The organism is Erythrobacter sp. K21-9, from assembly GCF_055808355.1.
Window position 1 is genome coordinate 2,206,725 of record NZ_CM147866.1, and the last position, 20,007, is coordinate 2,226,731.

22 protein-coding genes and 1 pseudogene are annotated in these 20,007 nt (G+C 62.2%); 9 read left to right on the forward strand and 14 right to left on the reverse strand.

Features of this window, described 5'->3' with window-relative positions; all coding sequences use genetic code 11:
* Positions 1-55: 55 nt before the first annotated feature.
* The 7 genes from AC0L39_RS11275 to AC0L39_RS11305 form a co-directional block, all read right to left on the reverse strand.
* Positions 56-1,012 (reverse strand): NAD(P)/FAD-dependent oxidoreductase, encoded by a 957-nt coding sequence (locus AC0L39_RS11275; protein WP_473257929.1) that lies wholly within the window; start codon positions 1,010-1,012, stop codon positions 56-58.
* Between the two features lie 54 nt (positions 1,013-1,066).
* The gene (egtD, locus tag AC0L39_RS11280) at positions 1,067-2,053 is read right to left on the reverse strand and encodes an L-histidine N(alpha)-methyltransferase (RefSeq protein ID WP_473257931.1); all 987 of its coding nucleotides are present in this window, start codon (positions 2,051-2,053) and stop codon (positions 1,067-1,069) included.
* 4 nt (positions 2,054-2,057) lie between these two features.
* Entirely contained in the window at positions 2,058-3,326 is a 1,269-nt protein-coding gene (egtB, locus tag AC0L39_RS11285) for an ergothioneine biosynthesis protein EgtB (protein WP_473257933.1), read from the reverse strand.
* Between the two features lie 158 nt (positions 3,327-3,484).
* A complete protein-coding gene (locus AC0L39_RS11290) occupies positions 3,485-4,621 on the reverse strand; it encodes a GGDEF domain-containing protein (RefSeq protein ID WP_473257935.1) in 1,137 nt (378 codons plus the stop codon).
* A gap of 107 nt (positions 4,622-4,728) precedes the next feature.
* The gene (locus AC0L39_RS11295) at positions 4,729-6,102 is read right to left on the reverse strand and encodes a class II 3-deoxy-7-phosphoheptulonate synthase (protein ID WP_473257936.1); all 1,374 of its coding nucleotides are present in this window, start codon (positions 6,100-6,102) and stop codon (positions 4,729-4,731) included.
* 123 nt (positions 6,103-6,225) lie between these two features.
* Positions 6,226-8,229, reverse strand: a complete 2,004-nt coding sequence (locus AC0L39_RS11300) for a M16 family metallopeptidase (protein WP_473257938.1) — start codon at positions 8,227-8,229, stop codon at positions 6,226-6,228.
* Position 8,230: 1 nt separating this feature from the next.
* Positions 8,231-9,241, reverse strand: a complete 1,011-nt coding sequence (locus AC0L39_RS11305; RefSeq protein WP_473257939.1) for a M16 family metallopeptidase — start codon at positions 9,239-9,241, stop codon at positions 8,231-8,233.
* Positions 9,242-9,348: 107 nt separating this feature from the next.
* Here AC0L39_RS11305 and AC0L39_RS11310 point away from each other — a divergent pair, with 107 nt between their 5' ends.
* From AC0L39_RS11310 to AC0L39_RS11345, 8 genes and pseudogenes are all read left to right on the forward strand, one after another.
* The gene (locus AC0L39_RS11310) at positions 9,349-9,930 is read left to right on the forward strand and encodes a NifU family protein (protein ID WP_473257941.1); all 582 of its coding nucleotides are present in this window, start codon (positions 9,349-9,351) and stop codon (positions 9,928-9,930) included.
* A gap of 26 nt (positions 9,931-9,956) precedes the next feature.
* Positions 9,957-10,565 carry a malonic semialdehyde reductase gene (locus AC0L39_RS11315; RefSeq protein ID WP_473257942.1) on the forward strand — a complete coding sequence of 203 codons (609 nt, stop codon included), beginning with the start codon at positions 9,957-9,959 and terminating at the stop codon, positions 10,563-10,565.
* Between the two features lie 49 nt (positions 10,566-10,614).
* Entirely contained in the window at positions 10,615-11,244 is a 630-nt protein-coding gene (gene tsaB, locus AC0L39_RS11320) for a tRNA (adenosine(37)-N6)-threonylcarbamoyltransferase complex dimerization subunit type 1 TsaB (protein ID WP_473257944.1), read from the forward strand.
* Complete coding sequence (locus tag AC0L39_RS11325) at positions 11,241-11,417, forward strand: hypothetical protein (RefSeq protein ID WP_473257945.1); 177 nt, start codon at positions 11,241-11,243, stop codon at positions 11,415-11,417. Before tsaB ends, AC0L39_RS11325 begins: the two co-directional genes overlap by 4 nt.
* Positions 11,374-11,709 (forward strand): GNAT family N-acetyltransferase, encoded by a 336-nt coding sequence (locus AC0L39_RS11330; RefSeq protein WP_473257946.1) that lies wholly within the window; start codon positions 11,374-11,376, stop codon positions 11,707-11,709. The genes AC0L39_RS11325 and AC0L39_RS11330 overlap by 44 nt, the downstream gene beginning before the upstream one ends.
* A 122-nt stretch (positions 11,710-11,831) precedes the next feature.
* Complete coding sequence (locus AC0L39_RS11335; protein WP_473257948.1) at positions 11,832-12,266, forward strand: Ros/MucR family transcriptional regulator; 435 nt, start codon at positions 11,832-11,834, stop codon at positions 12,264-12,266.
* 152 nt (positions 12,267-12,418) lie between these two features.
* Positions 12,419-12,841, forward strand: a complete 423-nt coding sequence (locus tag AC0L39_RS11340; RefSeq protein ID WP_473257950.1) for a Fur family transcriptional regulator — start codon at positions 12,419-12,421, stop codon at positions 12,839-12,841.
* A gap of 143 nt (positions 12,842-12,984) precedes the next feature.
* Positions 12,985-13,756: pseudogene (locus AC0L39_RS11345) on the forward strand (lysophospholipid acyltransferase family protein).
* Between the two features lie 3 nt (positions 13,757-13,759).
* Here the strand turns inward: AC0L39_RS11345 and AC0L39_RS11350 are convergent.
* Positions 13,760-14,599, reverse strand: a complete 840-nt coding sequence (locus AC0L39_RS11350) for a LysR family transcriptional regulator (RefSeq protein WP_473257952.1) — start codon at positions 14,597-14,599, stop codon at positions 13,760-13,762.
* On the opposite strand from AC0L39_RS11350, the gene AC0L39_RS11355 reads away from it, so the two are divergent.
* Positions 14,598-14,726, forward strand: a complete 129-nt coding sequence (locus AC0L39_RS11355) for a hypothetical protein (protein WP_473257954.1) — start codon at positions 14,598-14,600, stop codon at positions 14,724-14,726. The two genes, AC0L39_RS11350 and AC0L39_RS11355, sit on opposite strands and share 2 nt — an antisense overlap.
* 11 nt (positions 14,727-14,737) lie before the next feature.
* Here AC0L39_RS11355 and AC0L39_RS11360 read toward each other — a convergent pair whose 3' ends face one another.
* From AC0L39_RS11360 to AC0L39_RS11385, 6 genes are all read right to left on the reverse strand, one after another.
* Complete coding sequence (locus AC0L39_RS11360) at positions 14,738-15,670, reverse strand: hemolysin family protein (protein WP_473257956.1); 933 nt, start codon at positions 15,668-15,670, stop codon at positions 14,738-14,740.
* Positions 15,671-15,704: 34 nt separating this feature from the next.
* Positions 15,705-16,190, reverse strand: a complete 486-nt coding sequence (gene ybeY, locus AC0L39_RS11365; RefSeq protein ID WP_473257957.1) for an rRNA maturation RNase YbeY — start codon at positions 16,188-16,190, stop codon at positions 15,705-15,707.
* The gene (locus tag AC0L39_RS11370; protein ID WP_473257959.1) at positions 16,191-17,234 is read right to left on the reverse strand and encodes a PhoH family protein; all 1,044 of its coding nucleotides are present in this window, start codon (positions 17,232-17,234) and stop codon (positions 16,191-16,193) included.
* A 126-nt stretch (positions 17,235-17,360) separates the two neighbouring features.
* A complete protein-coding gene (miaB, locus tag AC0L39_RS11375; RefSeq protein ID WP_473257960.1) occupies positions 17,361-18,704 on the reverse strand; it encodes a tRNA (N6-isopentenyl adenosine(37)-C2)-methylthiotransferase MiaB in 1,344 nt (447 codons plus the stop codon).
* Between the two features lie 35 nt (positions 18,705-18,739).
* On the reverse strand, positions 18,740-19,207 hold the full coding sequence (locus tag AC0L39_RS11380; protein WP_473257962.1) for a hypothetical protein: 468 nt from the start codon (positions 19,205-19,207) through the stop codon (positions 18,740-18,742).
* The gene (locus AC0L39_RS11385; RefSeq protein WP_473257964.1) at positions 19,200-19,979 is read right to left on the reverse strand and encodes a hypothetical protein; all 780 of its coding nucleotides are present in this window, start codon (positions 19,977-19,979) and stop codon (positions 19,200-19,202) included. Before AC0L39_RS11385 ends, AC0L39_RS11380 begins: the two co-directional genes overlap by 8 nt.
* Positions 19,980-20,007: the final 28 nt, after the last annotated feature.

Consider the following 20,007-nt stretch of genomic DNA (forward strand, 5'->3'; position numbering starts at 1 on the left):
TCCCCGATTGCGTGTCCGGGGATAGGTCCGGCGGCCTGCGCCAGTCCACTAGCTGTTATGCGGGAGCAAGCACCTTTTCAGCGAGCGAAACGCCCGACAGCCATGCGCCCTCGACCCGTGGGGAATGCAGATAGTCACCCGCAATGCCGATCGAAGCGTCCTCGTCGAAACGCGCCGCTTCGCCTTCCACCGGCTCTGCCATCGAATACAGCCACCGGTGCGCGGCAAGATGGATCGGGGCGACGCATTTTGCGCCGGTCTGGGCAAAGAAATCGTCGAGCAGCAGCGGCCCGACCTCTTCCTTCGAATGATCGAGCAATTCGCGGCTGCGCGCAGGACTGGCATGGATGACCCAGCATTCCTCACCCGCGCGCGATGGCTTGGCGGAGTTGCGCGCTGCCCAGGATATCGCGGCATTCGGACCGCGCACCGTGTCGTTTTCAATGTCGAGCGGATCGGCAAATCCTGCCATCACGGCCCAGCATGGAGCCGAACTGGCCCCCGCCGCGACAGCCGCGAATTCGGGCGCCACATCTTGTAGCAAAACTTCCGCCTGTTCGGCAGGAATGGCGACCAGCACAGTCTTGGCGGTAAAAACTTTCTCGCCTGCCTCAATGCGCCACTCGTCTGCATCGCGGCGCAGGGTCTCGGCGCGCGTGTTCCAGTGCACATTGAGGCTTTGTGCCATGCCCCTGATCGGACCGTTCATACCCGGAATGCCGACAAAGGCATCGTCTCCCGCGGCTTTCCACGGAGCGACCACTCCAAGCTCCAGCCACTCCTCCACGGCGGTTCGAAATTCGCCATGTCGGGCGGTGAAGTATTGCGCCCCGTGATCGAAGGAGACGACTTCGCCGCCGATCTCGGTGCGCCGGGCAGCCATCCGGCCACCGGGCCCGCGCCCCTTGTCGATGACGTTGATGAGCAGTCCGGCCTCGGCCAATCGGGTCGCGCAGGCGAGCCCGGCCATACCAGCACCGACTACGCAGATGTCGCTGTGATGATGTCCCATAGCCGCCCAACGCGCGACTTGTGCCGAAGTTTCATCGCGCGGCGCGCGGCGTTATCAGGGCGCGCTGCGTGGGGGCCTGGCCTCCGCGAGAATGAGCGAAAACAGCCCCTTGCTGTCGAGCCAGCGGGCCTGCGGTTCCCATCCCGCGGCAAGCAGCAGCATGTTGGAGGTGCGGCGGTTGAACTTGTGGCTGTTCTCGGTGTGGATCGTCTCGCCAGCCTTCATCGCAAACCGCATCTCGCACACAGAAAATTCGATGTCGCGCCCCGTGACCAGGTGCATTTCTATCCGTGCAAAATCATCGCTCCAGCGCGCTTCGTGCGTGAGCGCGCCGAGCGGGATGTCGCCGCCCAGCTCTCGGTTGATCCGGAGAACGAGATTGTAATTGAACTCGGCGGTGACCCCGGCGGCGTCGTCATAGGCGGCGACGAGCACGTCCTCATCCTTGATCAGGTCCATCCCGATCAGCAATTGCGAGCCCGTGCCAAGCGTCTCGCGCATGTTGCGCAGCAGGTCGACAGCCGTGCGGGCAATCATGTTGCCGATGGTCGAACCAGGAAAAAAGCCGAGATTTGGCAGATCGTCGACCTCGCCGGGAAGCTCGACCTTGCGCATGAAATCGGCCTCGACCGGATAGACCGGCAGTCCGGGAAACTTGGCGGCAAGATCGCGCGCGGCGGCGCGCAGGAAGTCGCCGGAAATGTCGAGCGGAACGTACGCCGCCGGGTCGATGGCGGAAAGCAGGAGCGGCGTCTTGACCGAACTACCCGAGCCGAACTCGACGACAGCGCGGCCCGGCCCGATCATCGCGGCAAAATCCTCACCGCGCTCGCGCAGGATCTCGGTCTCGGCGCGGGTCGGGTAATATTCCGGCAGCTGAGTGATATCCTCGAACAGCTGCGATCCGGCATCGTCGTAGAGCCACCGCGCGGGTATCGCCTTTTGCGGCTGCGAGAGACCTTCCAGCACGTCTGCGCGAAAGGCCGTATCCACGCCCTCTTCATCGTGTTCGACCAGCTTCAGGCCCTTTTGCGTCGTCATCGTCTCAAACGTCCTTTGCGAGCCGGAGGCCGGTGAACTGCCAGCGCTGGTGCGGGTAAAAGAAATTGCGATAGGAAGCGCGCGAATGCCCGCGCACGCTCGCGCAGCTGGCGCCTTTCAGCACGAACTGTCCGCTCATGAACTTGCCATTATATTCGCCCACTGCGCCTGCTGCCGGCTGGAAGCGCGGAAACGGCAGGTAGGCGGAGCGGGTGAACTGCCAGCAATCGCCAAACAGCGCCTCGCCGCCTTGGGGCAGCGGCGCCTCGGCGCGGTCGAGCTGGTTACCGGCGGCGGGATCGTGCGCGGGGGCTTGCCCCTCCTGACCGCGCGCGATCGCTTCCCATTCGAATTCGGTCGGCAGCCGCGCACCCGCCCATGTCGCAAAGGCATCGGCCTCATAATAGGAGATGTTAGTGACCGGAGCATCGGGATCGCGGTCTTGCCAGCCCTGATGCGTGAACGCCCGCTCACCGCGCCAATAGAGCGGCGCATCAATGCCGTGCTCCTTTACCCAGCCCCAGCCATCGGAGAGCCACAGGGCGGCATTGTCATAACCGCCATCGGCGATAAACTCCGCCCACTCGCTATTGCTGACGAGCCTTCGCGCAAGGGCAAACGGTTCAAGCAGGACGCGGTGGCGCGGCCCTTCATTGTCGAATGCAAAGCCGCCCGGTTCCGCGCCGATCAGAGCTACGCCGCCGGGATGCGAATGCCACAGCGCCGACTGCTTGCCAGCGGACATCGCAGCTTCGGGCGCGCCTTCGAACATGGCCGGGCCGATGGGGTTCTGGAACAGCGCATGCTTGATATCGGTCAGCAACAATTCGATGTGCTGCTGCTCGTGCGCAATGCCGAGCGCGATCAGGCCCGCGTGATCCGGGTCCGCGATCAGCGGCGCCATCGCCGCATCGACCGCAGCGCGCCAGCCGAGGATTTCGTCAAGGCTGGGCCGCGAGAGCAATCCGCGCGAAAAACGCGCAATACGCTCCCCCTCTGTCTCGTAATACGAATTGAACAGAAACGGATAGCTCTCGTCGAACAGCGTATAGCCCGGCGCATGGTCGCGCAGCAGGAACGTCTCCCAGAACCAATTGGTGTGCGCCAGATGCCATTTCGCGGGCGAGGCGTCTTCCATTGACTGGATCGTGGCGTCGGCATCGCTCAGCGGCTGAACGAGCGCCTCGGTCAGGCTGCGCGTCCGCGCAAATCCTGCCGCCAGTCCCTCGCTGTCCTGAGTGATTGCCTGCTCGTGCCGCTCGTGCTGAGGCACTGCCTTCTCCTGTTTCGCCGACGCGTAATCTGCCGACAGCACGGGCTTTCATGGCCTATCAGGATGACAATTGGAAGGCGTGCCAGTGACTTATTGACGCCCCATGATGGGGCAGTCCCATAACACACCGTGTTTCCGGGGCATTTCGGCGAAAGCGGTCAGGCTGCGAGCCGCACCTGATTTCTGCCGGCGTCTTTCGCCTGGTATAAAGCGCCATCTGCGCGCGCAAACAGCGATAGCGAGGTATCTCCCGAGAGCAGCTCGGCAATTCCGGCGCTTATCGTCACGGGCGGCACACCGTCTGTCGCGCTCTCGGTCCCGATACACTGACGCAGCCGTTCGGACATGGAGCGCGCGGACATTTCACCGGCCCCCGGCACGACCCAGACGAATTCCTCGCCGCCGACACGCGCAACCACATCGCCTTCGCGGCCCTGAGAGGACGCGATGCGAGCTACGGTCTGCAACACCTTGTCCCCTGCGATATGGCCATAGGTGTCGTTAACCGATTTGAACCGGTCGATATCGAATATGATCAGGGCAAGCTGGCTGGCATTGCGCCGCGCGTCGACAATCAGGGCATCGAGTTGCTTCATCAGGCTGCGGCGATTGGCCAGGCCGGTCAGTGCGTCGGTGTCCGCCAACCTGCGCGCGACGTTTGCCTCGCGCATCGCTTCGTTTCGCGAGGCCTCGAGCTCGCGCTCCTTTTCGACCTGGTCAGTTACATCGTGCACGACCGCAACCACGCGCACCGGTCCGCCAGCGTCATCGTGCAGGTTGCAGGCCTCCACCGAAAGCGACCGGGGGCAGCCGTCGAAGCCGTAGATATCGAAATGCAGCTTGTACGTATCTTCTGCACCGAGCCGCTCCGTCACGGAGCCGGTCAGATCGATGCCGTTTGCGAACAGGAGCGTCTCGACATCGCCTTCCATGAGCGGTTCGTCATCGGGCACACCGAAAAGCCTCCGCAGCCCGTTCGACCATTCCTGCTCGCCGGTCGCAGGTTCGTATTGCCAGATACCCAGCCCCGCAATGCTTTCGGTCAGCCGGACAGTGCGGACCAGCTCATCCGAGCGCGCCGCTTGCTGCATTGCCTGTTGGCGATGGAAGCGCGCCTCTTTCCGCGCGAGGACCAGCGCGACGATCGTGGCGGCGACGACAATGATCAGGACGATGCACACCAGCATCAACGTATCGCTGCCGATCACGCGTCCCAGCACACTGCCATCCGAGCGGAATTGCACTCGGTCGAGATTGGGCGCGGTTGCGCTAATGGGTGAATAGCCGCCAAGCATTGTGGCAGCGTCTTAAGTGCGCTCCCCTTAATCGAGCGCGGAGCAGAGCCTCGGTTAATTACGTAACCCGGCTGAGGACTAACGGATTTCTTTCCGCCGCGCGCGCATCAGGCCGCGTCGGCCTGCTCCTCGTTGATTTCCGAATTCAGGGTTTCGGCGATGAGGAATGCCAGCTCCAGCGATTGCTCCGCATTGAGACGCGGATCGCAATGCGTGTGATAACGATCGCCGAGCACATCGTCGGTAATCGCGACCGCACCGCCGACGCATTCGGTCACGTCCTGCCCGGTCATCTCGATGTGGATGCCGCCCGGATGCGTGCCTTCTGCCCGGTGTACCGCGAAGAAGCCCTTCACCTCGTTGAGGATACGATCGAAAGGCCGGGTTTTGTATCCGCTTTCCGATTTGATGACGTTGCCGTGCATCGGATCGCAGCTCCACACCACCGGGTGCCCCTCGCGCTTCACCGCGCGAACGAGTTTCGGCAGGCCGTCCTCGACCTTGTCATGCCCGAACCGGCTGATGAGCGTGATCCGCCCCGCCTCACGCGAGGGATTGAGCACATCGAGCAATTCGAGCAGCGCATCGGGCTCGAGCGAGGGGCCGCATTTCATGCCCAGCGGATTGCCGATGCCGCGCGCCCATTCGATGTGTGCGCTGCCGGGAAAGCGCGTGCGATCGCCGATCCACAGCATGTGCGCGCTGGTCGCGTACCAATCTCCGGTCAGCGAATCCTGCCGCGTGAGCGCTTGCTCATAGGGTAGCAGCAGCCCTTCGTGGCTGGTGTAGAAGCTGGTTCCCTGCAGCTGCGGAACGGTCGCAGGATCGACCCCGCACGCCTCCATGAAATCGAGCGACTCGCCGATCCTGTCGGCCATCTTGGCAAACTTGTCGGTCCACGGTGTGCGGCCCATGAAATCGAGCGTCCACTGGTGAACCTGCTGGAGGTTGGCGTATCCGCCGCCTGCAAATGCGCGCAGCAGGTTGAGCGTCGCCGCCGCCTGGCTGTAGGCGCGCACCATCCGGTCGGGATCGTTGCGGCGCTGCGCGGCGTCGAACTCGATGCCGTTGATATTGTCGCCGAGATAGCTCGGCAGTGTCACATCGCCCTTGGTCTCGGTCGGTGAAGAGCGCGGCTTGGCGAATTGCCCGGCCATGCGGCCAACCTTCACCACCGGCCGCTTGCTCGCGAAAGTCAGCACGACCGCCATTTGCAACAGCACGCGGAACGTGTCGCGGATGTTGTTCGGGTGAAACTCGGCAAAGCTCTCAGCGCAGTCACCACCTTGCAGCAGGAACGCCTTGCCATTCGCCACGTCACCAAGGTCGGATTTGAGCGCGCGCGCTTCCCCGGCAAAAACCAGCGGTGGATAGGAGGAAAGCGTCTGTTCGGCAGCGGCGAGTTCTGCCGCGTCCTCATAGTGCGGCAAGTGCCGCGCTTCGTGAGCTTTCCAGCTTTCCGGTTTCCAGTTCTGAGCCATTTCGAATTCTTCTAGCCTGATTGAGAGCGCGCGCCGCTATATTGCGCGCACATCATGTGTAAAGCGCGAAAGCGGTTTGCGACAACATTATTTCACGCACCATCCGATCGCATTGGCGCAACCTCAACGACCGATGATTTCTGGCTGGGTCCGTGCCGGCGCTACCACGGCGCCAGGCATTGCCAGTTCAGGTGCCTCGGCAAGCTCTTGACCTTCAGGGATAACTGCCAGTTTCAGCGGTGTGCCTTGAGCAAAATAGCGATCTGCGAGAAATTGCATGATCTGCGGAGTGGTTTGCGAAAAGTCCGACAATAAAGAGCGCAGCAGCTCGACCCGCTGGGGATCGGTGCTAGCCCCTTCGAGGTTGTAGAGCCAGAACTGGTTGCCGGTCGAAGCGCGCCGGATCAGCTGTCCAAGCGGCTCGGTCACGCGCGACAATTCGTCTGCGGTCGGAGGATTGGCGGCAAGGTCCTTTGCAATACGGTCCGCTTCGGCAAAGAAAATCGGCACGAAATCCGGCTCCAGCTGGGCAAGCGCGGTGATCGTGCCCCCTGCAGGAAGATCGGTCGGCCATTTGGAGAAGACCTGCGGGGAATAGCTCGCCCCGGCGCGTTCACGCAGCGCCTCCAGCAGGCGGTTGTTGAACAGCTGGGTGAGGATTTCGAGCTGGCGCGATTCGCGAATGCTCGCCATCCCGCCGCCGCTGCGCCATGCGATGACCGCTGCGGCCTGGTTCTCATCGCCACGGTGATTGAGGATTATGGGTTCTTCATCGACCTCCGGGAAGCCCGGAACGCGCGCGGCCACGTCCTCAGGGATCGGTTCGCGTTCGGGCAGCGCGCCAAAGGTCAGACGCAGCTTTTCAACGATCTCGTCGCGGTCGAATTCACCGAACACCAGCACTTCGACCGGCCCCTGCTTCAGCAGCGGCTCCCATGCTTCGCGGAACCCCTCGGGCGTCACCGTCTCGAGCGCTTCGGGCGAAGGCGTGGCAAAACGCGGGTCCTTGTCGGTGACAAGATATTCGAGGTCGCGGCTCAATATGCCGCCGGGACTGGTCGAAAAGGTGTTGTAGGCCAGCTCGCCCGCCGCCTTCGAGCGGATGACCGGGTCAGCATCCCAGCGCGGCATTCCGAGCTTGGCAGCGAACAGGTACAGCTGGTCGGCCACATCGCTGGAGCGGGTCTGCGCGGTGAAGGTGAACACCGCGTCGTCGATCGCGAAATCGAACCCTAGCTTGCGCCCGGTTGCGAGCCGGTCGATCTCGTTCTGGCCAAGTTCTCCAAGGCCCGATCCGACCAGCGCCATCTCGCCCATCGGAGCATAGACAGCCGTTTTCTCTGTGAATGCGCGGTAGCCAGCACCAAAGCGCACGCGAACAGTCACCCGGCCCGGCTCGGCGTTGTTCGACCACAGCAGCGCCCGTACTCCATTGTCGAAGTTGACCTGCTCGACTTCGAGCACGCCCAGTGGCCGCTCCTCGACAATAGTGCCGGGCTCGCCAATGGGAGGAAGCTCGTCGAAGGAGATGGTCTGCGCCGCGAGCCGCGCCGACCCGTCGACTTCGACTTCGCTCGCCAGTGCCAGCTTGAGCCGGTCGGCATCGGCTTCGCCGACAGACGGTGTGACATAGACCGAGCGCACGACGTCGCCTTCGAAAAGCTTTTGCGTCCGGTCGAGCACTTCGTCCGGGTTCAGCCGGTCCTTCATCCCGCGAAAAACGTCGAGGACAGTCTGCGAGGAGGCAACCGTCTCGCGAATATCGACCGCGTTGACGAGATTGTCGGCAAGGCGGCTGCCCGCCTCCACGCTGGCCTGTTCGACCTGGTTGACGAACACGACATCGAATTCGGCAACTTCGCGGTCGATTTCTTCCTGCGTCGGCGGATTGGTGATCGCATCCTGGATCACGCTGCGCACATCGGCGAGCGCGGCCTCCCAATCATTTGTCAGCGGCGCGAATGTCACGAAGGTCGCATCGGTCGAGCGCGAGATATCGTCTTGCTGGACCTGCGCGTAGAGATAGGAGCCTCCGGCGCGTGCGCGTTGTTCAAGCCTGCGATTGATGAGCGCCTGCGCGACCGCATCAAGCAGCAGGCCTTCATTGTAGACAATCGTGTCCTGCACCTTACGCCACGTACCGCATTACCGCGTAGGTCAGGCTGCGCGGCAGGTCGGGCTCGACGCCCACGGCCAGCTCGCCAATCGGCCAGCCGCTGCCCGCTGCGGTTTCGGTGCCATTGGGGGCGACCGGATCACCAAAATCGGGCGCTTCTGCCGCTTCGCCGGTTCCTTCCCAATCGCCGAACCATTGCTCGACCAATCCTGCCAGGATGCGCGGATCGGCGTCTCCGGCAACCACGATCACGGTGTTCTCGGGACGATACCAGCGATTGTAAAAGTCCTGGATTTGCGGCGCATTGGCCGCTTGCAGCGTCTCCACCGTGCCGATCGGGTTGCGCGTCGCAAGGCGCTGTCCGGAAAAGAATGTGCGGCGCGTAAGGTCCGCGACACGCTGCGAAGCCCCGCCGCGCTCGCGTTTCTCGGCAAGCACGATGGGACGCTCGGCCGCCACGTTTTCTTCGCTCAACACCGGCTCGCGAATCATGCCGGACAGTAGCCTGAAACTTTCAGCGAGCTTGGCGCGGTCGATGTTGGGAATGTCGAGCTTATAGGCGGTATGCGTCGGGCTCGTCTCGGCATTGGCATCGCTTCCGAAGGTCGCGCCCAGCCGCTGCCACGCGGCAATCGCCTCGGCCTGACCCAAGTATTTGCTCTCCCGGAACAGCAGGTGCTCGAGCAGGTGGGCATAGCCCTGCTCCCACTCGCGCTCGTGCAGCGATCCTGCATCGACCCGCACCCGGATCGACACCTGACGCGGCGGGACGCCATTGCGGCGCACCGCATAGCGCAGGCCGTTATCCATCTCGCCGAACAGCCATTGCTCATCGACCGGGACATCGCTGCCTTCGTAAAGCCAAGGAACTTCATCGCCGGTCTGCAGCGCCTGAGGTTCGGGAATCGCCGGTTCCGGAATCGCCGGATCGACCGCGACCTCCTGTGCGGCGGCTGGAGACAGCAGCGCAAATGGCGCGGCGACGAATGAAAGGGTGGCTGCAACCCTGAAAAGAACGTTCATGCCGCCTTTATAGGCCTGCAAGGTCTGAAGGGATAGTGAATGTGTGCTTGCACCCGGCCTCGCAAAGCTTGCTTGCCGCCTGCCTGCGCGCCTCCTATCTTGGGTCCATGTTCATAGAAACCGAAACGACGCCTAACCCGTCGAGCCTGAAATTCCTCCCTGGCCAGACGGTCATGCCCAGCGGCACGCGCGAGTTTGCTTCGCCCGAAGCCGCCGAGGCCAGCCCCCTTGCGCAGGCCATTTTCGACACCGGAGAAGTCGTGAACGTCTTCTTCGGGTGGGACTTCGTGACCGTCACCGCAGCCCCCGGCTCGCAATGGTCTGCGCTGAAGCCGCAAGTCGTGTCGATCCTGCTTGATCATTTCGTTTCCGAAGCGCCGCTGTTTGCTGGCGGCAGCGCCGACGGGATCAGCGTCCCGGCAGAAGAGGCCGAAATGGCGGTCGAGGACAAGGAAGAGGACGCCGAAACCATTGCGGCCATTCACGAACTCCTCGAAACCCGCGTCCGGCCTGCTGTTGCAGGCGATGGCGGCGACATTGCCTATCGCGGATTTTCCGACGGCGTTGTCTACCTGACATTGCAAGGCGCCTGCGCGGGGTGCCCGTCCAGCACCGCAACGCTCAAACACGGCATCGAGAGCCTGCTGAAACATTATGTCCCCGAAGTCGTTGAAGTGAGAGCAGCTTAGACCTCTCACCAGATTCAGGGACTTTCATGACAACACAGTATCACGACCACGTCCTGTCCGACGCCGCGCTCGGACAGCTCTTCAACGATGCGCGCACCTATAATGGCTGGCTCGACAAGGATGTGTCGGACGATCAGCTTCACGCGATCTGGGACCTGCTCAAGATGGCGCCCACTTCGGCCAATATGCAGCCGGTGCGGATCGTGTGGGTGAAATCGGATGAACAGAAGGCGAAGCTCGCCGAGTGCGCCTCCGATGGGAACAAGGACAAGATCGAGGCGGCACCCGTTACTGCCGTGATCGGCTACGACATCGATTTCCACGAAGAATTGCCGTGGCTGTTCCCGCACACCGATGCGAAAAGCTGGTTCGAAGGCGACGAGGAAGGGCGCAAGGAAGGCGCGTTCCGCAATTCCTCGCTGCAAGGCGCCTACCTGATCCTCGCCGCGCGCGCGGTGGGCCTCGATTGCGGCCCGATGTCGGGCTTCGACGCCGACAAGGTCAACGACGCATTTTTCGGCGACCACCCGCGCCACCGCGTGAATTTCATCTGCTCGGTCGGCTACGGCGATCCGGAGACTATCTTCGATCGCAGCCCGCGTCCCGACTTCGACAAATTCAATTCGATAGTCTGATCCAAAACACGCACTTGCAGGGCGGCGCAGCCTGAGGCAGTGCCGACCCATGCGCGAACTCGCAATTGAAACCGCCACCGAGGCTTGTTCGGTCGCCCTTTTCGAGGATGGCGAACTCATCGCGCACGACCATAAGGTGCTCGGTCGCGGCCATGCCGAACGCCTTGTGCCGATGATCGCCGGGTTGCCGGACAAGGGCCGCGCAGACCGCATCCTCGTCTCGCTCGGACCGGGAAGCTTTACCGGAGTGCGGATCGGCATAGCGACAGCGCGGGCGCTTGGCTTTGCGTGGGGCGCGCATGTTTGCGGATACCCGACGCTGGCGCTGGTCGCGACGATCGCGCGTGCGGATCACCCCTCGCAAGCTGTTACGGTGTGCATGAATGGCGGTCACGGCGAATGGTTCGTGCAGGACTTCGCAGCGGACGGGCAGCCGGTCGAAGAACTGGCGTCCCTGGCGATCGGGGAGGCTGCGAAACGCGGCAATCGACCGATAATCGCAGGAAACCGCGCCCCGGAAAAAGCGACCGCCAGCGGGCCAGGCCATGTCGCGATGGACATCTTGCCCGATGCGCAATTCGCGCTCGATGTGCCCCGCGCTCTCCTGACGACCGACGTCGCTCCGATCTACGGCCGCGCACCGGATGCAAAGCCGCAATCAGGTCAGGTTCCCGCGTGAGCACGACAATCGACATAGTCGACAAGATCATGACGGTGATGGACGCCGCTTTCGATCCCGCTTTTGGCGAGGCATGGAACCGGCGGCAGATTGCCGATGCGCTCGCCATGCCCAGCACGCGCGCTGATCGTGGATCGCGGCGGACAAGTCCTCGAATGCAGCACGTTCGGTGAGCCAGCTGGCTTTGTCCTGACCCGTCACGCAGCGGGCGAAGAAGAATTGCTGCTGATTGCGGTCGTGCCCGAACACCGCAAGCGCGGGCTGGGCAAACGCCTGATCGACCATCTTTTTACCGCCGCCCGCTCTCGCGGGACCACTCGCATCTTCCTCGAGATGCGCCGGGGCAATCCGGCGATCCAGCTTTACCACAAGGCCGGGTTCGAGCCGATCGGGGAACGGCCCAACTATTATCGGCTCGCAGACGGAAGTCGAGTGGACGCAATTACTTTCGGATGTTCGATCTAGTCTATGTGACAACATCTCAATTTGGCACGATTCCAGTTCGCCGGGTTGCAATGATTGCAGACGTAAGCCATGAGCAACAAATCGGAAAATAATATTCCGAGACACAATAAATTGGGGAACTCATGGAAGACTTGGATATCCAAATGAAAGAAACGCTGATCACACTGACCAGCGATATCGTTGCCGCACATGTGAGCAATAATGATGTGAACGTGGACGACGTGCCGTCGCTCATCACGAATGTTTATTCGGCGTTGTCAGGTCTCGGCAGCGACGAAGCAGCCGAAGAGCCGCGTCCAGAACCGGCGGTTACCATCCGGTCGTCGATCAAGAAGGATCACATCGTCTGCCTCGATTGCGGCAAGAAGATGAAGATGCTCAAGCGGCACCTTTCGACCGAACACGGCATGACGCCGGAAGAATACAAGGCTCGCTGGGAATTGTCTGCTGACTACCCGCTTGTCGCACCCAACTACGCCGAAACCCGGCGCGACCTGGCCAAGAAGATCGGCCTCGGGCGCAAGCCGGGCAGCGGACGCGGTCGCAAGAAAAAATGATCCATGCCTGTCGCCTCGCCATCCGTCATTGGGGGTGAGGCGCCAAGCCAACTTGAGCAAGGCGCCCTGTCTCGTCTAAGAGGCGGGGTGCTTTCTTTTGGGGCTGCGGAAAGGTGACCGCGATGCAGCCCGTTGTGGTGACGGAGCTGTGCTTGAACCAGAAAATCGATCTTGAACAATTGTGCGCCGAAAAAGGCCTGCGGATCACCGAACAGCGCCGCGTGATCGCAAAAGTCCTGTCTGAAAGCGACGATCACCCCGATGTCGAACTGCTGCACGAACGCGCCTCGGCAATCGATCCCAAGATCTCGATCGCAACCGTATACCGCACCGTGCGCCTGTTCGAAGAGGCCGGCATCCTCGACCGCCATGATTTCGGCGATGGCCGATCACGCTATGAACCCGTCCCCGAGGCGCATCACGATCATCTGATCGACGTCGAGACCGGAAAGGTTGTCGAATTCGTCGATCCGGAAGTGGAATCGCTCCAGCGCCAGATCGCCGAACGGCTCGGCTACCGGCTCGTCGATCACCGGATGGAGTTATACGGCGTCAGGCTCTCTCGGGATGACTGACAATCCGGTACGAGTACGGGGTCGATGCGTCCAGCAGCAAAGTCTGGGACCTGAGGGTCGCGGCGGCGCGCGGAGAGCAGACCCCGATTTCTGCCGGCGGATGGGCGCGCATCACGGTCAGGGCTCTGGGTCTGGCGCTGCTGATGCTGGTCTTCGTGCCCCTGCACTATCTTTACCGCGCCTTTGCCTATGGCTCGCCCTTCCCCATGTGGTTCTTGCGGTTTGCCGCGCGAGATCTCCGGGGCGAAGGTGCACACCCATGGAACGCACCTGAAGCGCGATGTCTTTTATGTGGCGAACCATGTGTCGTGGCTCGACATTCTCGCGCTGGCCGGCGCAAGCGGGACAGCTTTTGTCGCCAAGGCCGAGCTTGCGACAGCGCCGCTGGTCGGCTGGCTCGCATCGCTCAATCGCACGGTGTTCGTGAAGCGCGAGAATCGCCTTGGAGTGGCCGAGCAGATCAACGCCTTGAAAGAAGCCCTGTCGGACAATTGGTCGGTCACGGTCTTCCCGGAAGGCACAACCACCGATGGCCATTCGCTGCTGCCTTTCAAGACAAGCATGCTGTCCGTGCTCGAGCCGCCGCCGCCCGGCGTGATGGTTCAGCCGGTCTTTCTGGATTACGGGCAGGTGGCGGAATGGATTGGCTGGGTCGGCGATGAAACCGGGCTCAACAACGCCAAGCGGGTTCTCGCGCGAAGGGGAACGTTCCCGCTGCATATTCACTTCCTCGAGCCGTTCAGCCCCGAAGACTACCGCGGCCGCAAGGCCATAGGCGCCGAATCGCGCCGCCGGATCGAAGATGCACTGTGCGAAGCGCTGGGCAAGCCGCTGCGCACTTTCGAGCATGACGTCCCGCCGATCCGCTATTCGGCCAGCACCGCCGCCAAAGTACCGAGCGAGACCGAAACCTAAGCTCTAAAGCCCGGCGCGAACGAGCCAGTCGTGGAACAGGCGCACCGGACGCGCTTCCAACGCAGTCGGCTTGCAGACGAACCAGTAGCTATAGGGGCTTTCGACAGTTTCGCTCGACAGGTCGGTCAGGCGATTATCGGCTGCGCGGCGCATATGGTCGTCGTGCATGATCGCAATGCCGAGGCCCTGAGCGGCGGCCTCCAGCATCAACTGCCCTGAATCGTAGTGGTCTATCGCAGCCGGTTCGAGGTCGCCGACCTTGTGCGCTTTCTTCCACGCCTCGAAGCTTTCGGGCAGTTCGTTGTGGATAAGAAAGGTCTGCTTCGCCAACCCCTCGCCGCTCACTTCCTCGCCGACTGATCGCGCAACATCCTTGCTGCAAATCGCGTGGACGAGATTGTGGTCGAGCCGCACCGCATGGAGACCCGAGGCCGGACCGCGCGACAGGATGATTGCCGCATCCAGCGTATCGCCCACACGGTCTTCAAGATGCGGGCCGGTGTCGATGTCGATATGCAGCAGCGGGTGACGCTTGCGCAGCTCGCCAAGGCGGGGAAACAGGCGCTGGCTGCCGAACAGCGGCAAGACGCCGAGGCGCAGCCGCAGGAGCGAGATATTGTCCGACTGGCTTTCCACCGCGCGGGCGAGCGATTCCAGGTGCGGATTGACCGCCTCGTAAAATGCCTGCCCCTCATCGGTGAGCTGCATCGACTGGCGCGCACGGGTGAACAGCTTCTTGCCAACGAACTCTTCGAGGTTCGTGATCCGGCGCGAAAGCGCGGACGGGCTGAGGCCGATTTCCTCGGCAGCTGCACGCGCCGATCCGAGCCGGACGGTGCGCATGAACGCTTCCAATGCGCGCAGGGGGGCAAACGACGTGACGGCATCAAAAATTCTCCTTGCTGAAAGGAGATACGCGACCGCTATCGATTGGATGCAAAAAATCGAAGAAAAATTGAAAATTATCTGAAGTGCGTGCGTTTATTGCAATTCATTCGCATCTTCGGAGGGTGCCGGTCCGTGAAGCCGCAAGCGCTTAACATGCGTTTCATCCGCCGCTGTTACTTCAATTCGCCAGCCGCTGGGATGTTCCACGACCGCACCAACCGGAGGGACCTGTTCGGCGAGGACAAAGGTAAGCCCGCCGAGCGTGTCGACCGATTCCTCGACTTCTGCAAGGCGCGGATCGACCGTTTCGGCGACATCGTCCAGCTCCGCGCGGGCATCGCAATCCCACATGCCCTCTCCAATGGGGACGATCAGCGCCTCGGGGGTTTCGTCGTGCTCGTCCTCGATCTCGCCGACGATCTCCTCGACCAGGTCTTCGATCGTGATGATCCCGTCGGTCCCTGAAAATTCGTCGAGCACGATTGCGAGGTGGACCCGCCGCGAACGCATATCGGCCAGCACGTCGAGCGCGCCGCGCGATTGCGGCACATAGAGCGGCTGGCGCATCAGGACGGTCCAGTCGCGCGGGGGCTTCTTGCCGTTGGCGAGGTAGGGGAACACATCCTTGATGTGGATCATGCCGACCACATCGTCGAGTTTGTCGCGGTAGACAGGCAGGCGCGAATGGCCGTTCTCGCTGAATGCCTCGACCAGTTCCTCCCAGCTGATCGACGCATCCACGCCGATGATCTCGCCGCGCGGCACGGCTACGTCGTCGGCGTCATGTTCGCTGAAATGGAGTAGGTTCCGCAGCATCTGGCGTTCAACGGGCGACAGGTCGCCATTGCCGGCGCCGGTATCGTCCGAAGTCTCGCCTTCGTTCTCGTCCTCGTGCTCGTCGATAGCTTCTTCGAGCTGCGCGCGAAGGCTGCGATCGCCGTCACCGGCTCCGACGATTTTCTTGAGAGCGAGCCAAAGCCCGCTGCTACTCTCCGCGTCTCCGGCGGGGGATGGGGAATCGGGCATTGTCTTTTGCGGGGCCCTTAAATCTGCGCGCTTGTCATATTCGATCCTCATATGGGTCCGCGATACCCAATTTTGCAAGTATCTGCGTTTCGAGAGCTTCCATCGCTTCGGCTTCCTCGTCGGAGTGAACATGGTCGTGGCCGGCCAGATGGAGCATACCGTGGACAATCAGGTGCGCCGCGTGGTCTGCGAGGCCGATGCTCTTTTCCTCCGCTTCACGAGCGCACGTCTCGTGCGCCAAGGCGATGTCGCCAAGCATCACCGGCGGACCGTCAGGAAGCAGTTCAAGCAATTCGGTGCGCTCCAACATCGGAAAGCTGAGGACATTGGTCGGCTTGTCGCGCTCGCGCCATTCGCGGTTGAGAGCGTGGACCTCGGCGTCGGTTGTGAACAGAACGCTTGCAAGCAGGCGCGGATTGGCAAGCTCGCTCGCCGCATCGCCTGCCGCATCGGTGACGCGCGCTGCCAGAGCTTCCCACTCCCCCGCAGGCCAATCCTCGATGTCGATGTCGAGATCCACCTAGGCGGCTGGCCCCTCATACGCTTCGACAATGCGGCCTACGATCGGGTGGCGGACCACGTCGACCGCGGTGAAACGGATTGTGCCGAAGCCGTCCACATCCTCCAGCTTGCCCACAGCATCGGCGAGACCGCTCATGCTGTCACCGCCAGGGATATCGACCTGTCTTGGATCGCCGCAGATCACCATCCGGCTGTTCTGGCCGAACCGGGTGAGGAACATTTTCATCTGCTCGCGCGTGGTATTCTGCGCCTCGTCCAGGATCACGAAGGCATCGGCCAGCGTACGTCCGCGCATAAAGGCGATCGGCGCAATCTCGATCTCGCCGCTTTCGATCCGGCGCTCGACCTGTTCGGGCGGCATGCAATCGTAGAGCGCGTCGTAGAGCGGGCGCAGGTACGGATCGACCTTGTCCTTCATATCGCCGGGCAGGAAGCCGAGCTTTTCCCCTGCCTCCACCGCCGGTCGCGAGAGGATCAGGCGCTGCACGCTGCCGGTGATCAGCTGGCTGACCGCCTGCGCAACCGCCAGATAGGTCTTGCCCGTCCCCGCCGGACCGAGCGCAAAGATGATGTCATCGCGCGCAAGGCTGCGCATGTAAGTCACCTGCGTCGCGCTACGCGGCACGATGGTCTTGCGCCGCGCGCGGATCATGATTGGCGGCGATTCTTTCTCGCCCGAAATGATCCCTTCCAGAGTCGGCTCGTTCGACATCGCGATCAGCGCTTCGATAGCGCCCGCATCGAGGTCCTGCCCCATCGCCAGCCGGTCATACATCGTGTTGAGCGTCTCACGGGCACGGGCGACATTGTCCTCCGGCCCCTCGATCACGATCTCGTCACCGCGTGCGTGGATCATCACCGAAAGCCGGTTTTCGACCTGTACGAGGTTGGCGTCGAACTGACCGAAAAGCGGGCCCAGCAGCGACTGGTCTTCAAAGCTGATCTCGGCGCGCGCGCGGCGCGATTCGCGAATGGGGGTCGGATCGGGCGAAAGCTTTGGCTCTCGCTGGGGATCGGCTGCGCGGGTTGGTCTACGGCCCATAGGTTCCTTTGTCTCAAGGCGGAAATTGGCCCGCCTCCGAGTCGGAAAGGTAAGGTGCGCGCAGCGCAAAGCAAGTTCGTGGGCATCGCGTAACGGTGGAAAGTCACGCAGATGTCACGCGCGCACTCAGGCCGGGACGGTTTCGCGCAGGGCGCCCTCCAGCGAGTTGGGTCCAGCTTCGACCAGATCGACATGGACCATATCGCCGATTGCGACGTCGCCTTCGAACCAGACCGATTGCAGCCACGGCGACTTTCCGAGCCACTGGCCGGGATGCTTGCCCTTGCGCTCGACCAGCACCGAGCATGACTGCCCGGCCTTCGACTTGTTGAAAGCAAACTGGTCCCGGTCGAGCCGCGCCTGAAGGCGCTGAAGCCGCTCGTCCATCACTTCCCTGGCGATCTGGTCGGCCATTGTCGCGGCAGGCGTGCCGGGCCGGGGCGAATACTTGAAGCTGTAGGCCTGCGCATAGCGGACCTCGTCCACAAGGCTCAGCGTGTCCTCGAATTCGGCCTCGGTTTCTCCCGGGAAACCAACGATGAAATCACCCGACAGCGCAATGTCGGGCCGCGCCGCGCGCATCTGCTCGAGCAGCCGCAGGTATCCCTCGGCCGTGTGCTGGCGGTTCATCGCTTTCAGCACCCGGTCACTGCCGGACTGCACGGGCAGGTGCAGATACGGCATCAGCTTTTCGACTTCCGCGTGACACCTGACCAGCCCTTCGGTGAAATCGTTGGGATGGCTCGTCGTGTAGCGAATTCGCTGCAAATCCGGGAGTTTGGCAAGCTCTCTTATCAACCCGTCAAGGCCGATAGTGTGACCTTTCGCATCCTCGCCGCCCCAGGCATTCACATTCTGTCCGAGCAGCGTGATTTCGCGCGCGCCGTTATCGACGATGCGCTTCGCTTCATCCAGCAGATCGGCAAACGGGCGGGAAATCTCGGCACCTCTGGTGTAGGGCACCACGCAATAGGTGCAGAACTTGTCGCACCCTTCCTGCACCGTCAGGAACGCAGTAGGAAACCGCTTTTTGCGAACCGGCAGGCTGTCGAACTTCGCAATTGCCGGCATGTCGGTATCCGTCGCGCGCTCGCCCTTCACGGCCTTGCCGAGCATGTCGGGCAGGCGGTGATAGGCCTGCGGGCCGACCACCATCGACACGGCGGGGGCGCGTTTCATGATCTCCTCGCCCTCTGCCTGAGCGACGCAGCCTGCAACCGCGATCATCGGCGCCTTTTCCTGAGTCTTGCCCTTGGTCAGGCGCCCGATATCGGAATAGATCTTCTCCGCCGCCTTCTCCCGGATATGGCAGGTGTTGAGCACCACCAGATCGGCATCCTCGCCCTCGCCAGCCTGCGAAAGGCCCTGTTCGTTCAGCAATTCGCCCATACGCTCGCCATCATAGACGTTCATCTGGCAGCCGAAGCTTTTGACCCGGTAGGTCTTGGGAGGATTATCGGTCGGTTTCATGATGCCGGCGCGTTTAGCGGGAAGCCGCCATTTTATCAATCGGCGCGCTGTTCATCCGCCAGGCAGGCGGCGCGGCGCAAGTCCTTCTCGCGCCCGAACAGTTGGAGGATGGTGATCAACTCCTCACGATCCGGAACAAACAGTCTGTGACGATCGACCATGACCAGCTGTCTGGTTTCAGGAGCGACGCGCTGCCATTCGCCGCCAGCCTCGACCTCCAGACCGTACATGAACTCAACCTCGACCTCTGGTTCTGACCAGCGACCGAACCGTGCGGAGCGGAACATTTTTTTGCCGACATCGGGCGTGTCGGTCAGCGGCAAGTGGCGAAAAAGCGCATCGATATCCGGACGCGAAACGAGCACGTCTATATCGGCGATATTGCCCGCATTGCTGCCATGCAATGCCACCGCTGCACTGCCGATAATCCACCAGGGTTCTTCTGCGCCCTTCATTGCTTCGGCAAGCCGGTGCAGCGAACTTCGGAGCGCAGGCTCAGTCATCTTTCTCGCGCCGCGACTGGTGCACGCACGGCGCGAACTGGCGAAAGCCGACGCCTGGATGCGGCTTGTTGTCCTCCCCGCACTCGACCATCGGTTTGGGCACCGCATTAGCCGCGACCACCGCACCTGCATCCTCGCTACCATATGCGGCAATCCATGTGATGCAGTCGGCGAGCGGCCTGATCTTGTGCTTGGTGAACCGACCTGCCTCCGGCGCGCAATTGATCACGAATTCGTCCGCCGCCGGAGCCATGCGGTAGCGCGAGGCCCTGCGCAACAGTTCGCCGCGCTCGTTGATGACGGTCCGGCGCACATCGTTCGTCATCGCTTCGCCGCGGTAAAAGGGCGATGTGTTGAACATGTAGGCCTGCACTTTGGGGTATTTGATCGAAACCTCGGTCGCGAGCGCCCCGCCGAGCGAATGGCCGGTGACAATCCATTTAGGATCATCGCCCCACCGCTCCCGTTCTGCCTCGAAATATCGGAGCGCAATCTCGATCTGGTCATCGCGAAGCGCGCCGTAGAAGATATCGGTGAAGCCGTCGAAATCGGTCCCGCGAAAGGCGAGAATGCGAGCGATGGCCGCGCGCTCGCCGTCTTCGCCAGGCGGGCCAAGCTGCTCGAAAATCTCGTAGCCAAAGCCCTTGTCTGCATCCTCCGGTGCTATCTCCAGCCGCTCGAGGCGTTTGAGCGCCGGGCCAAGGTCTTTGTAGAGATCTTCATCGCCCATATAGGCGTTGGTCGAGGCCACAGCGAAAGGATAAGCCTCCACCGCCGCATCGCGCACAAACGCACACCAC